The sequence below is a fragment of the Shewanella sp. MF05913 genome (genome assembly GCF_059758095.1).
Map to the genome: position 1 here is coordinate 1 of NZ_JCAYNT010000037.1, position 12,762 is coordinate 12,762.

At 47.3% G+C, this 12,762-nt stretch carries 17 protein-coding genes and 1 pseudogene; 5 read left to right on the forward strand and 13 right to left on the reverse strand.

Going from position 1 to position 12,762, the window contains the following annotated elements:
- The 3 genes from AC19MV_RS22390 to AC19MV_RS22400 form a co-directional block, all read left to right on the forward strand.
- On the forward strand, positions 1-509 hold a 509-nt coding region (locus AC19MV_RS22390), incomplete at its 5' end, for a carboxymuconolactone decarboxylase family protein (RefSeq protein WP_285932653.1).
- A 110-nt stretch (positions 510-619) separates the two neighbouring features.
- Entirely contained in the window at positions 620-1,162 is a 543-nt protein-coding gene (locus AC19MV_RS22395; RefSeq protein WP_001107536.1) for a YkgB family protein, read from the forward strand.
- A 239-nt stretch (positions 1,163-1,401) separates the two neighbouring features.
- On the forward strand, positions 1,402-2,112 hold the full coding sequence (locus tag AC19MV_RS22400) for an IS5 family transposase (RefSeq protein ID WP_228288498.1): 711 nt from the start codon (positions 1,402-1,404) through the stop codon (positions 2,110-2,112).
- A gap of 129 nt (positions 2,113-2,241) precedes the next feature.
- Here the strand turns inward: AC19MV_RS22400 and AC19MV_RS22405 are convergent, their stop codons facing one another.
- The gene (locus tag AC19MV_RS22405) at positions 2,242-2,826 is read right to left on the reverse strand and encodes a TetR/AcrR family transcriptional regulator (protein WP_117096826.1); all 585 of its coding nucleotides are present in this window, start codon (positions 2,824-2,826) and stop codon (positions 2,242-2,244) included.
- 177 nt (positions 2,827-3,003) lie between these two features.
- Between AC19MV_RS22405 and AC19MV_RS22410 the strand changes: the two genes are divergently transcribed.
- Complete coding sequence (locus tag AC19MV_RS22410; protein WP_210763754.1) at positions 3,004-3,765, forward strand: SDR family NAD(P)-dependent oxidoreductase; 762 nt, start codon at positions 3,004-3,006, stop codon at positions 3,763-3,765.
- A 69-nt stretch (positions 3,766-3,834) separates the two neighbouring features.
- A complete protein-coding gene (locus tag AC19MV_RS22415) occupies positions 3,835-4,371 on the forward strand; it encodes an SDR family NAD(P)-dependent oxidoreductase (protein ID WP_498299534.1) in 537 nt (178 codons plus the stop codon).
- Between the two features lie 104 nt (positions 4,372-4,475).
- Here AC19MV_RS22415 and AC19MV_RS22420 read toward each other — a convergent pair whose 3' ends face one another.
- The 12 genes and pseudogenes from AC19MV_RS22420 to AC19MV_RS22475 all read right to left on the reverse strand — a co-directional run.
- A complete protein-coding gene (locus AC19MV_RS22420) occupies positions 4,476-5,186 on the reverse strand; it encodes an ABC transporter ATP-binding protein (protein WP_004393997.1) in 711 nt (236 codons plus the stop codon).
- Between the two features lies 1 nt (position 5,187).
- Positions 5,188-6,393, reverse strand: a complete 1,206-nt coding sequence (locus tag AC19MV_RS22425) for an ABC transporter permease (RefSeq protein WP_167680145.1) — start codon at positions 6,391-6,393, stop codon at positions 5,188-5,190.
- The gene (locus AC19MV_RS22430) at positions 6,390-7,541 is read right to left on the reverse strand and encodes an efflux RND transporter periplasmic adaptor subunit (RefSeq protein WP_004393991.1); all 1,152 of its coding nucleotides are present in this window, start codon (positions 7,539-7,541) and stop codon (positions 6,390-6,392) included. The genes AC19MV_RS22425 and AC19MV_RS22430 overlap by 4 nt, the downstream gene beginning before the upstream one ends.
- Positions 7,538-8,146 (reverse strand): TetR/AcrR family transcriptional regulator, encoded by a 609-nt coding sequence (locus tag AC19MV_RS22435; RefSeq protein WP_118119241.1) that lies wholly within the window; start codon positions 8,144-8,146, stop codon positions 7,538-7,540. Before AC19MV_RS22435 ends, AC19MV_RS22430 begins: the two co-directional genes overlap by 4 nt.
- 105 nt (positions 8,147-8,251) lie before the next feature.
- Positions 8,252-8,677: a DUF6088 family protein gene (locus tag AC19MV_RS22440; protein WP_118119243.1), complete on the reverse strand. Its 426-nt coding sequence runs from the start codon at positions 8,675-8,677 to the stop codon at positions 8,252-8,254.
- Positions 8,678-8,865: 188 nt separating this feature from the next.
- Entirely contained in the window at positions 8,866-9,459 is a 594-nt protein-coding gene (locus AC19MV_RS22445; protein WP_064663439.1) for a tyrosine-type recombinase/integrase, read from the reverse strand.
- Positions 9,460-9,923: 464 nt separating this feature from the next.
- Positions 9,924-10,619, reverse strand: coding sequence for a phospholipase D family protein (locus tag AC19MV_RS22450; RefSeq protein WP_188924288.1), 696 nt, complete (start codon positions 10,617-10,619; stop codon positions 9,924-9,926).
- Positions 10,620-10,754: 135 nt separating this feature from the next.
- Entirely contained in the window at positions 10,755-11,225 is a 471-nt protein-coding gene (locus AC19MV_RS22455) for a hypothetical protein (RefSeq protein WP_182771278.1), read from the reverse strand.
- 65 nt (positions 11,226-11,290) lie between these two features.
- On the reverse strand, positions 11,291-11,749 hold the full coding sequence (locus AC19MV_RS22460) for a hypothetical protein (RefSeq protein ID WP_188924289.1): 459 nt from the start codon (positions 11,747-11,749) through the stop codon (positions 11,291-11,293).
- Positions 11,739-12,248 carry a hypothetical protein gene (locus AC19MV_RS22465; RefSeq protein WP_188924290.1) on the reverse strand — a complete coding sequence of 170 codons (510 nt, stop codon included), beginning with the start codon at positions 12,246-12,248 and terminating at the stop codon, positions 11,739-11,741. The genes AC19MV_RS22460 and AC19MV_RS22465 overlap by 11 nt, the downstream gene beginning before the upstream one ends.
- An 8-nt stretch (positions 12,249-12,256) precedes the next feature.
- A complete protein-coding gene (locus tag AC19MV_RS22470; RefSeq protein WP_498309989.1) occupies positions 12,257-12,628 on the reverse strand; it encodes a metal-dependent hydrolase in 372 nt (123 codons plus the stop codon).
- Between the two features lie 17 nt (positions 12,629-12,645).
- Positions 12,646-12,762, reverse strand: a pseudogene (locus tag AC19MV_RS22475) (ISAs1-like element ISSpu13 family transposase); the annotation flags it as partial.

A 12,762-nucleotide genomic window follows, 5' to 3' on the forward strand; every position in this document is an offset into this window, starting at 1 on the left:
CTACCCATACCTCACTCAAGGCTGTGGAAAAACAACTGGGCCGCGTTCCTAACATGTTCCGCGTCGTTGCCAACAGCCCTGCTGCGCTGACTGGCTACCTGCAATTGAGCGCAGCATCAGCACAGGGCGGCTTGGGTACAGCGACTCTTGAGCGTATTGCCCTAGCCGTCGCTGAGATCAACGGCTGCGATTATTGCCTTGCTGCCCATTCCTTCCTAGGCCGTAAGGTGGCCAAGCTTGATGATGCTGAACTCACTGCCAACCGCAGCGGTGCATCAAATGACCCTAAGGCCGACGCAGCCGTGCGTTTTGCTGCCGCCGTAGTCCGCCAGCGCGGGCAAGTCAGCAATGACCAGGTCCAAGCGGTGCTGAACGCTGGCTACAGTGATGCACATGTAGTGGATATTCTGTTGGCTGTTGCCCTGAACACTTTCACTAACTACGTTAACGAAGTGACACAGACCGAGGTCGACTTCCCCGCCGTTCAACCACTAGGCATTGATGTCTAATCCATTGGTGCTCAACTACAGCAATTACCTAAGTTAGGTTCGACCCGAGTAAACATATAGTTTTTCTCAAGAGTCATATCATTTTAGTGGGCTACATAGAGTGAGTCCACATGGCTAAAAATAATTGGAGATATAAGATGACTATTCCCGAAATTGAAAATGGTGTCCAGACTACCAATACCCTTAGTAATAATCTCGGTGCAAAAATCACTAAGTTTGGTATAGGTGGCATCTACGTTGCCATGACGATAATATATTTGTGGTTTGGTGGCATGAAATTCACTAGCTACGAAGCAAACGGTATACATGGTTTTGTTAGTAATAGCCCTCTGCTTTCGTGGATGTATAGCTTCCTCAGCATTCAAGGATTCTCAAATTTTCTGGGTGTGCTTGAAATTTCAGTTGGCCTGTTAATCGCTGCACGAGTTTTCTCCCCTAAGCTCGCAATCTTGGGCGGTGTACTTTCAACCGGACTCTTTTTTACGACATTGTCGTTCATGCTGACTACACCCGGTGTTTTTGAGGCATCTCTTGGGTTTCCTGCGATCTCTGTGGTTCCTGGCCAGTTTTTGCTAAAAGATTTAGGCTTGTTTGTCGTGTCTATATTTATCGTAGGTACATCACTTACAGCACTGGAGCACAAAAACAAATAAGCCTCACCCGAAACAACTATAAGTTAGATGGCTCCTAAACACATTAGAGAGCCTTTATTTTTATCTTTTAAGTGCTTCAAGTACGTGCCTTACTAGAGGCTGTTGATCTTTGAGTGAAAAATGAACGGCATAGCAACAAGGTATAATGGTTTCGCCAAAAATCAAAAATACCACCGAGAACGGACGTTGCTATGCCAAGGACAATGCTAACAGATAACGCCTAGGAAGCCCTAAAGCAAATACTTAAAGAGACAGGGCGTGTTTACAATAAATATGAACACCGAAATACACTGGAAGGCATACTTTATCGTATGCGCACAGGCATTCAGTGGCGAGATTTGCCTGAAAGATTCGGTCGTTGGAACTCTGTATTTAAGCGCTTTAACCTTTGGTCAAAGAAAGGTGTGTTACAAAAATGGTTTCAAAGCATATCGTCCGATAATGATCCAGAATGGTTGTTTATTGATGGAAGTATTGTCAAAGCGCATCAAGACAGTAGCGGAGCCGCAAGCAGTTCAGATGAAGCGATAGGAAAAAGTCGGGGTGGGAGTTCTACAAAAATTCATCTCGCTGTAGATAGCGGTGGGCTTCCCGTTTATTTTGAAATATCGGGTGGTCAGATAAATGACATTGTCCATGCTCAGAGCTTAGTATCCGCGGCCCCAAAGTCATGTAGTGTTACGGCCGATAAGGGCTATGACAGTGATAACTTCAGAGCATTTATTAAGGCAAATGGCAGCATTGCCAATATTCCAAGAAAAGAGAACAGTAAAACAGGGAATGGTCACATGGATTGGTGCCTTTATAAGTATCGGCACTTAGTTGAGAACGCTTTTTTAAGGATAAAGAGATACAGAGGTATCGCTACACGGTACGACAAACTGGCCAGAAACTACGCCAGCAATGTAGCGTTGGCATTTGTGATTATGTGGCTGCCGATGCATTTCTGAGCAAAATATGTTCAAAGATCAACACGCTCTAGCACATATTTAAAGCTGATAATGACTATTTGATTGATAGGCATGATTTATTTAGATCAACATACACTTTTAGCAGCAGGTCTAATCGTAGCATTGGTATTAGTTTGAAGGCCAAGAATCTATAGCCTGCGTCGCTACTGCTTCGAGTTTTTCCTTGCTAAAGCCTGCTTTCGCTTGTACGGCCATTCCGTGCAAAACTGCACACACATAAGAAGCCAAAGCAGAACAATCTGCTGATGCAGGTAAATCCCCATCGTCTCTAGCTCGTTCTAAGCGCTCCCTAAGAATGCTCTCACCCTTTGCTCTGGCTTCCACAACAGCAAGTCGAACTGGCTCAGAACTGTCAGAAACAGCTAATGCGCCTTGAATTCCCAGGCAGCCTCTGCGATCAGGATTACGTGTATTTACCTCTATAGATTTAAACAGAATGTCCTTAACTACTTCTTTAGAGGTAGGCAATTCTAATGCCGCAGGGAAGAACGCCAAATAGTGATCATAGTAGCGCTCAAGTGCTTGTTTAAAAAGCGACTCCTTATTTCCAAATGCCGAATACAGTCCAGGCCTTTCCACACCTGTAGCACTGGTTAAATCAGCATATGATGCTCCCTCGTACCCTTTCTGCCAAAACACATCCAGCGCGGCATCCAAAACCTCTTGTACATCAAATTCCCGGTGACGACCCATAACACTCTCCTTAATTCATTAATGACCATTGTAAAAACGTTAAGACCTCCATGCAAATTTATTTAACGGCCATTACAGTAACGGTCGTTAAATAATTCTGGACATTACCGGGCCCCTAACTATAATGGCCGTTATGATAACGATCGTTATTTAATTTGAACTGTAGAGGTAAATCAAATGAGCAAGACATTTCAAGGCAAAACCGCACTAGTAACTGGTGGTTCACGTGGACTTGGCGCTGTTGTAGCAAAACAATTGGCAAAGCAAGGTGCAAACGTTGCTATTACGTACGTAGCATCAGAGGCGAAAGCCGCTGCGGTTGTAAATGAGCTTAAAGAGTTCGGCGTAAAAGCCATTGCGATAAAGAGTGATCAAGGCGACTTGGCATCAGCTCAACCGTTAATTGATACCGTAATCTCAGAGTTCGGCAAACTGGACATTTTGATTAACAACGCAGGCATTGCTATCCAAGGTCAACTGACCGATGACCCCACTCTGGATGCAGAGAAATTCAACTCTCAGTGGCATGTCAATGTGTTGGGTTCTATTGCTGTTACACGTGCCGCAGCCGCCAAACTAACAGACGGCGGTCGAATTATTTTTATTGGATCACTGTTAGGCAGCTATGTGCCCTTTGCAGGTGCTGCTGACTACGCCGGTAGCAAAACTGCACTTGTTGGTTATGCACGGGGTGTTGCTCGTGATCTTGGTGGTCGAAATATTACCGTCAACGTTATTCAACCTGGTGTTATGCCAACCGACATGGCTGCGGCGGTTCTGGGTGAGAATGGTGCCCCGGATGCGCTGCTTGATCTTCATCCTATTCGCCGTATCGCAACTCTGGAAGAGGTGTCTGAAACCGTCTGTTTTATTGCCGGTCCGCATGCGGGCTATATCACAGGTGAAACCATCAATGTGGCAGGTGGTTTAGGTATTTAGTTTTAGAACATCCACTTTTAAAAGTGATTCAAAGAAAACTTTATTGATCAAACTTTTCGGAGCGAAATTATGACAACTTTATTTGGTGCTAAATCTACAGCGGACGAGGTGCTTGCAGGCACTAAGCTGATAAACAAGCGATATTTGGTAACAGGTGTTTCTTCTGGTATCGGTTTAGAAACAGCTCGTTCTTTGGTTGCCCATGGTGCAACAGTTATTGGAGCAGTCCGCGATATTGCAAAAGCAGAATTGGCATCAGGTGGGATAAAAACATCTGCTCTGAACGGTGGTGGGAAATTTGAGTTAGTGGAACTTGATCTTGGCTCGTTAGCCAGCGTCAGGGCATGCGCCAATTATTTGCTTGAACAAGGCGAGCATTTCGACGGGATCATTGCAAATGCAGGAGTGATGGCGACACCTTTTGGCAAAACTGATGATGGGTTCGAAACTCAGTTTGGCATTAATTACGTTGGTCACTTTGCCTTGATCAACATGCTTATGCCACTGCTGGTAATAGCCTGCATGTTGCGCCCGAGTTCCTGCATGATCTTGCGTAGCGCCAGTAGCTCAACCTGGGTAGCGTCACCAGCCCAAGCTGGCAACTGAAAACCCCATAAAGCAGGCAGGCCGTAACGGTCAGGGTGATAGTTCCAAATTCGTGGCTGTGTTTGCGGTGGGTCATGAAATTCTCCTGTAATTCAATCGTTCTCTCATTCGAACTCCCGCCCTTCGCCAGCTTCCTCATGGGTCACGCCGTCGCGGATGTGGTAGATGCGCTTGAATGTGGGGATGATCTTTTCGTCATGGGTGACGACGATGATGGCGGTCTCGAACTTCCGGGCCATGTCGTTGAGGATGCGGATTACAGCCATGGCGCGCTCGGAATCCAGCGGCGCAGTGGGTTCATCGGCCAGGATCACCGGCGGACGATTGACCAGTCCGCGCGCGATGGCGACCCGTTGCTGCTCGCCACCGGAGAGTTGCGAGGGCATTGCGCGAGCTCGGTGTTGCACATCAAGCGCTGTGAGCAATTCCAGTGCCTTCGCGCGCGACTCTCCATTCGCGACGCCTGCAAGCATCGGCAGCAGCGCCACGTTGTCGGTGACATCGAGAAACGGAATCAGGTACGGCGCCTGGAAAACGAAACCGATCTTGTCACGCCGTAAGGCGCGCAGGTCGCGGACTTTCCAGCCATCGGCGTAGATCACTTCATCGCCCAGCGTCATGCGACCGGCGGTCGGTTCGATCACCGCACCCAGACACTTGAGCAGCGTGCTCTTGCCGGACCCGGAAGGGCCGATCAGTCCCACCACTTCACCAGGCGCAACATGCATATTCACGTCTCTCAAGGCAAAGACAGCGGTGTCACCATCGCCATACCGCTTGCTTAAACTTTCGATGTGTATCCCTTTGCCACTCATCTCAACCTCCAATGGCTTCGGCCGGGTCGACCTTGAGTGCCATGCGAATGGCGACGAGGCTAGCTAGAACGCAGATCACGAGCACGGCAAAAAAACCGGCGACAGAATCCATTGGCGTGAGCAGGACATATTTTGGAAAAGCCGGTGCTGAAAAGGTGGCTGTGATCTTGCCGACCACGAAGCCAATCACGCCCAGGGCGAGCGCCTGCTGCATGATCATCGCGGCGATGGTTCGGTTGCGTGTGCCGATGAGCTTCAACACCGCGATCTCACGGATTTTGTCCATCGTCAGCGAATAGATGATGAAGGCAACGATGGCCGCGCTAACGATGGCCAGAATCACAAGGAACATGCCGATCTGCTTGGCTGAGGTGGCGATCAGCTTGCCGACGAGGATGTCTTCCATCTGTGCCCGGGTGTAGACCGTGAAACGCTTCCAGCGCTGGATGGATTCGGCAACCTCGTCCGGCGCATGACCAGGTTTCAGAGTGACCAGCACGGCATTGACGAACGCGTTGCTGCTCTGTGAAGCAATCACGGCATCCAGCAAACCTGGATCACCGGGTCGATTGAAGACCGGGTTGGCTTCGGTGCGACGCCGGCTTTGCCAGATGGCATCGTTGTCCTTGAGGAACTGGGCCTCCTGGGCATCTTTGAGCGGAATGAATACCATCGGGTCGCCGCTGGACGACACCATGCGCCGTGTCAGCCCCACGACGGTGTAATGATTGCGGCGAATGGCAAGACGATCTCCCAGTTTGAAGCCGGTGGCGATGTCGGCCACAGCCTCGTAGTGACCGCGCGTGATCTGGCGTCCAGCGACGAGATAAGGAGGCCATCCGGGTGTAGCCCCCAACGCACCGGGCGCGATGCCGACCACCATGGTGCGTACATCACTCTCGCCCTTGCGTACCTGCATGGTCAGGTAGGTCGCGTTCGCTGCCTGTGAGACTCCCGGCATGGCGAGAATGGCGCGATACACGTCATCGTTGAGGCTGGACGACTCCGCATAAGGACCCAGAGTATCCTTTTGCACCACCCAAAGGTCAGCGCCACTGTTGTCGAGCAACGCCTTGCCGTCGTCCACCATGCCTCGGTACACCCCAGCCATGACTAGGGTGACGCCGATCAGCAGACCCAGACCGATGCCGGTGAAGACGAATTTCCCCCAGGCATGGAGAATGTCGCGGCCGGCCAGGCTGATCATCGTGAAACTCCCGGGATATGCTCGACCACATGGATGCGGCTGCGCGCCGTCAGTGCCTTTTCGCTATAGGTCACAACCTGGTCCCCATTCTTGAGCCCTTCGCGCACCTGCACGTAACCATTGAGGTCGGAAGTGCCGAGCTTGACCGGGGAGAAATGCAGATCACCATCCACGATTTGCCAGACACCAACTTTATCGCCTTCACGCTGGACGGCAGCGTTGGGGATCAGTGGAGCGGCCGGGAGCGCCGGCAAGTCAACCGTGACTTCGGCCAGTTCACCCACTGGTGGCAAAGGTTCTGGTTTGTTATCGAATGTCACCTTGGCAAGCGTTTCCTCGGTTACCGCGTCGGCCTTGGGTTCCACCCGCAGCACGCGACCTTTCAAGGTCTGGCCACCACGCGAACGCAGGACGATATGAGCCGGCAGCCCCCCAGCCAGCCCCGATGCGCTGATCTGGTCGAAGCGCACATTGATCCACAAACTCTTGGGGTCGATCACTTCCACCACGGCCTGGCCCGCGACGATGGTCGTGCCGGGATCGGCATCGCGCACGGTGACTACACCATCGACCGGCGCGATCAGGCGCAGATTGCTCCGCTGCGCGACGAGTGCTTCGCGGTCGGAGCGTGCCCGGGCAATATCTTCCCGAGCGGCGGATAGGGCGGCATCGGCGATCTGCAGTTCCTGCCGCTTGGTGGTGACGATTTCCTCGCTGGTCGAGCGCACCGCAAACAATTGCTCATAGCGGCGCGCCTGGGTTTGCGCGTAGGCTTGCCGGGCTTCTGCCTCGCGCAAAGCCGCTTCCGCCCGCTTGAATACAGACTCCTGTGAGCGCACCCGAGCATCAAGGTCGACCGGCTCCATCTCGCCGAGCACCTGTCCGGCCTTGACCTGGTCGCCTACATGCACCTCCAGGCGTTTGACGCGCCCGGCAAACGTCGGCCCGATCTTGTAGGTGTAGCGCGCCTCCACCGTGCCGATGCCGAACAGCGCCGGTGTGATAGCCCGTGATTCCACGCTTGCCACCGTCACAGCGACCGGGGCGAGCGGCCCTGATCGCAGACCGACATAAATAAAAAGCACCAGCAAAGGAATGATGACGGCAAGCAGTGCCAGGGTGCGGCCTTGCAAGGGTAACTTTTTCATTGCGCACTCCTTATGCCACGCCGATAAATTGCAAAGACGCGCGGCGCATCGCGGTGCATACGTCCCACATCACCCGCCAACAGCGATTGCATGACCAAGCCCTGGATCGTGCCAATGAACAGCGTTGCCGCCGCCTCGTTGTCAAGCGAGGGAGACAACTCGCCGCTGGCCTTGCCTTTCTCGATGAGACGATGCAAACGTTCGCCGTAGCGCTGAATCAAGGTTTGCACCATGCGCTTGGCCGGTGTCGATTCGGCACGCTGAAGCTCACCAAACATCATTCTTGGCACGCCTGGGTGCTCAGCTACGAATTCGATGTGACTCATGAACATCGCCTCCATGGCTGCCAAGGGCGACTCGATTCCTTGTGCGGATCGATCGATTCTGGCTAATAGGCGCTCTGCTACCCACTCCATGACCGCCTGCCAAATGGCTTCCTTGTTCGGGAAGTGCCGAAACAGCGCACCCTGGGTCAAGTTCATGTGTTTAGCGATAGCCGCAGTGGTTATCTCGCTTGGGTTTTGTGAACCGGCAAGCGCCACGACGGACTCGACAGTTACGGCACGACGTTCATCGGCCGGCAGATGCTTTGGATGGGGGTCCACGAGCACTCCTTGTAAGATAGTAATTGATTACTATCTTACCACAAGAGGCAACTCAAACAAGAGAAAACCCGACGTACTCGTCAATATCTAGAGTCTGCAATGGGCTTAACGTGCTTTATTTTCCGTTTTCTGAGACGTCCCCAGTACTCGATTGCCGACTACCAGCTTGCGATTAAACTGCTTAGGATTCCATGAATAATGAACGGATGATGGTATTTGAGTGCTTTCACCTGAGAGGCTTTGCAGAGATAGGTTGTCCATCTCAAAATCGACCCCTTTCATCTTTAATATCTCACGCATCAGGGCATCGCATCCCCCTGGGTTAGTAGGCATGGGTCTGCCTGTTAAGCTGTTAATCCTTGCCTTGGTATACAAGCCATAGCCAAGCTTGATTAACTCACCTTTTTTGACTAGTTGTTTTAGCGCACGACCAATTTGATCGTAGCTAGCAAAGCCATCAAAGTCTTTGCGCTCAAACACATAGCGTCTTGAACGCTTTATCTTTTGATAAATACGGTCAACGGCTGTCATTTGAACCTCCTAATTTCCTAAGTGTTCAGATTATAACTCAACCCTGTTGCCATAGGAATAAATACGGCACATGCATATGAGTAAATGCGACACTTGATCAGTTGATAGTTAGCATAAAGCATTGAAATAAAGATACAATATTGATTCAACTCAAGATCGACATAATTTGAATTTAGTGTCTAACCTTGTTATGAGTCTATCCCTTCAGAGATGTTCAGCGCATCCTCTATCTCGACCCCCAAATATCGAATTGTATTATCTAGCTTCACGTGACCAAGTAACAGCTGAACAGCCCGAATGTTTTTGGTGCGAGCATAGATTAACGTCGCCTTGGTACGGCGCATTGAGTGCGTACCATAAAGATAAGGATCGTAGCCAAGTTCAGTTGCCCAGCGGCGAATAATGGTGGCATAGCAGCTATAACTCATTGGCTTACCTTGTTTGCGAGGGCTTGGGAAAAGATAATCTGGTGCAGATAATTGGCTGAGTATTAGCCATTGAGTCAAGGATTGTGCTGTGCGGGAAGTGATCTCAAACTGTACCTCTCGACCAGTTTTGCTTTGGCTGTAAAGAACACGATCTTGAATGACACCGCCAGAAGATATATCTCTAACTTTCATCCTAAGTAAATCGCATGAGCGTAACTTGCAGTCGATGGCGAGATTCAGCAACGCTAGCTCCATGATGTTTCCTTCGATTTCGAGTCTAGTGCGAATTCGCCAGATGTCTTCGAGCTTGAAGGGCTTTTTCTGCCCAGTTAAGTGACCTTTCTTCGTCCACATAATTGACCTCCAGTCTAACTTTAGAAGTGGCCTTAATAAGTTTAGATGAGGAAATTGAATGGCTATGCAGTTAGGGGGCCGAAAAATATTGCAGACTAAAGTGGGTTAGAATCTTTACTCTAGATGATAAAGGGGCAAAAATGTGCTAACTCTTAATCCGCACATTCACCAAAAGAGCCAAAAAATATCAAACTATTATATAAATGATCAAACATTATTAAGAATTATCAAACTATTATATAAACGCACATTAACGCGATAGTGAAAAACCATAGAATAAAGCTAATTAAAAAACAAAAAACCGACATAATGTCGGTTTTTATAAATATGTAGAGGCAGTAAGTGCCTAGCGTGATGCAGCAGAACCTTCATCCCACATTCGCTTTTCAACTCTTAACCGTTCGAGTCGCCACTTATAAGCCAAGCTCCATTTCATTTTTTTTACTATCACTCTCATAGCAGCTTTATATAATTATATCTTCAGGCCAAATAAAGTAATCTCCAAACCGGCCTGTTTTGGCCTCCCCACCCATTTCAACACCCTTCTGCGTCAGCACTTGCTTTTGGTCCACTTCGGCTACATACCCAATCTTTATAAGTTTATCAAGAAGCTCTGAAGTGCTTAATTTGAGCGTCTTAGCCAGCTTAGATGAAGTCACCTTTTCTTGTTTCCCGGTTAACTCTTGAGTTTCTTTTTTGGAATTAGGTATGATTATTTTTTCTAATGTCACTCTTACTTCATCACTAATTCTGATTATCCGCTGGGCTTCTTCAAATGTGTCTCGGTACATATCACAGTCATCTATTCTAGAAATGTGAATACCCATTTCATTGTTATTGACCTGACTAAACTCATAAAGGTTCAAGCTAGTAATAATGCAAGAATTTTCGTTTAAATAACACTTAGCGTGAAGGTTCTTGCAAAAACTTGTTCGAACAAAAGAAAGCTCATTTAACCAACTTATTTCACTCGGTTGCAGCTCACTTTTACCATACACAATCCTCACATCAATTTTTAATCTGTTCTTATCTTCTAGTAGCTCTTTAATACGATCATTTAACTTTAAATAGGGACTGATTAAAATGAGTCTGTCGGATGCATTTTTAATTAATTCTTCCAAATAATAATTGGTCGCGCTAGTGTTTAAGAATTTTGCCATACTCAAGCATTCCTCTTCTAAAAATAAATTCCAACCCCAAATATGTAACGCTTCACATGCTTAATTCCCATGCAAACGGATTCATTGTGCTAATCAACTCTTACCCATTCGACGTCTATTTGTGGTGACTTCGTTTTAACTTATCGTGATCAGCACTAAGGAATTTTTCACATAGTCATTTGAACGAAATGTAAACGATATTCCATTGTGATTAATAACACATTCATTCAGATGTATTGCATCAGGATTAGCTATTAAAGCTTCTTTAACCAACTGATTACACCAACTGCTAATACCATGCTCTCCATCAAATTCATTTATAAATTTATGCATGTAAAGCGTACTAAGTCTATCGATCGCGTGAAGCGTAATATCAAATGTCACCCCTAATACTTCACTATCGATATAATTTCTGCGAGCCAGCTCTGCTGCAGCTAAATTCTTTTGAATGCGTGTAGCTTTTGAATGAGATCTTATTGATTTTAATTCTCTGGCCCTAAGTCGTGTATAGCGTTGGCCTCGATATACAGGCAATGTGCACAACACATTATGCGTAGAGCATTCTTTTTCTGTGTTTTGGATGTCTGTGTCTAATACTATTTCCATTTTTGCGTTCCCTATCTGCGGTTGATAGAAACATTTTCTCACTGGACTTTAAACCGGCAACCACCCTACTCGGCACCCTTTTCTTTAAAGTTTTCGTACTGTTTTTTAAAGTCTTGGTTCATTTTAAAATATACGATTGAGTCGTTTACTGACTTAATGACTTCGAACGAACCTAATGAACCATGAAGAAACGATTCGTTTGCAGGTAATAGTGTAAATTCAAACTCATATTCAATCTGCCCTTGGTTACAAAGCTCTAATTTAACTTCTTGGGCCACAATTTCAATTTGAGTTACCTCAGACCGCTTACCGTTCTTAAGTAGGTATTGATCTGTTATATCGATACCTTCTATTCCTTTCATCTTGTCATTGCAAAAACCTTCTGCAGCAACCCATTCACCAGTAGCTTTCAGCCTTAATTCAGCCTTATGGCCTTCAGCTGCTTTCATGAAGTAGCTGGCAGCTAACCCTATGAGGATAATTCCAGCTATCACTATCGATGATTTGATCAATTTAGTGTTCATACACTCCCTCGTTTGAGATAAGCCCGGAAAATATATGTTTGTAGCACTGAATGAATGTATTAATCATGTAGTAGATGTGTCTTTTTGTAACTCCACCACTCATATGAATATCGACCCGATACACTGAGGTTTGTGAGCTTGAGTCAATTGTATAAAGGCGACCAATTTTTGTGTTTTGGTTAAACTTTGAGATAAAATCTAAATCAAACCCAATCGGCAATGTTGCCATGACGCAGAAAAAATCTTCCGCACTTTTTGCAGACCAGGTGTTGTTACTAAAAAACAACACTCTACCAACATCAATCTCGATACTAAACATAGCGTCATCTGGTGATAGTGATTGCTTGGCATTTGAAAAACTAAACTCATTAATGATATTAATTAGCTCTTGAGTTGTTATTTTTTCAAATACTTCAGCCGATATAATTTCAGGTATTTCAGAGTTAACCTTTTTAGCGAGTAGTACCTCTGCCAAAAAATCATCTTGTTTACTGTTCATGTGAATTCCTAGAATATTATGGCCAGCCATAGCAGGCCCAATGCGATTATGGGTTCCAACAACCCACCTGATGTACAAAGCTTTATGCCAAACCGACCCTGATGTGGCCAGAATAGCGGTATACCGCTATCGGATATAAAATCTGCCAGTAAATGCGAAAAATACCCAATGCCAAAGGCCATAGCCAATGGCGTGGCCCACGTATCATAGCTTAATGCCCAAGCTGTTAATACAAATGGCCATACCGAGTGCGTTATCTGTCTGTGTCCGAACAATCCGGCAAGTGGAAGCGAAATAAAGAGAAATCGCTTCCCTATTGTTGAGCTAGGGTGATCTAAATCAGGTAATAAGGACCCCCCAAAAATGAGAATCAACACCACCCACAACCAGGGGCTGATTACACTTTTTGACCAGCGCCAAAAATAATCTCTTCCCTGAAATCATCACTCCAACAAGCCCTATTGAATTTCTGATTCTGGCTTGTTTTAGCGGGATGTAGCTTCACTAGATTTAA